General features: G+C 56.8%; 1 pseudogene. It reads right to left on the minus strand.

The features are described from left to right. Positions 1-78 precede the first annotated feature (78 nt). Positions 79-731: pseudogene (locus ABRP64_RS11635) on the minus strand (IS3 family transposase); the annotation flags it as partial. Positions 732-861: the final 130 nt, after the last annotated feature.

An 861-nucleotide genomic window follows, 5' to 3' on the forward strand; every position in this document is an offset into this window, starting at 1 on the left:
GACATGGTGGTAGATTACCAATCTTGCCAGCTCGACTGGGCTGGATATCAGGTGTCCACCACATGGGGGTCAGGTCCTCCCGAGAGCGGAATGCCGACGCCGACGGTTGTAGACCACTACAATCCAGTAAGCCACAACCTGACGCGCAACATCGCGGGTTGGCCAGCGCTTCCGGTCGTAGAACTCGGTCTTAAGTGTCGACCAGAACGACTCAGCCAACGCATTATCGAAACACACCCCGGTACGCCCCACAGACTGAGCAACGCCCAGGTTGCGGCACACCTCCCAGAGCTGCTCACTGGTAAATTGTGTTCCCCGGTCAGCGTGAAACACCAGCCCGTCAGGAACGTCACCACGCAGCGTATGCGCCATCCGCAGTGCTCGTTCGACCAAACGTGTGTCTTGCACGCTATCCATAGCCCAGCCCAGCACCCTGCGGGAATGACCATCGCGGACCACGCACAAATACAACCAGCCCTCGCCGGTGCGCAGGTAGGTAATGTCCGACATCCATACTCGATTGAGCTCACCAGTATCAAACATGCGCTTGACCAGGTCAGAAAGAGCAGATTTACGCTTGGCTTGGATCGTTGTCGCTGGGACGAAGGCACGCGGTGACATCCCTTCAATGCCCATCAGGTGCATCCGCTTGGCCACAGTCTTGCGATTCAAGGTGATCTGGTAGCGCTCGGCGAGTTTGCGGTGATTCGCGGGGTACCATAGACCTCGTTGTGGATTTGGGGTAGTTGGTACCGTGAGTCCGCGTAGTTGGTACCGTGAGTCTGCGTAGTTGGTACCAGGGTTACGCTTACCTGGTACTGCAAGGGTTTTTCTTTCATAGTTGATGTTGGCGACACCACG

Origin of the sequence: Corynebacterium sp. KPL4015 (assembly GCF_040225725.1) — a bacterium.
Taxonomy (GTDB): domain Bacteria; phylum Actinomycetota; class Actinomycetes; order Mycobacteriales; family Mycobacteriaceae; genus Corynebacterium; species Corynebacterium rhinophilum.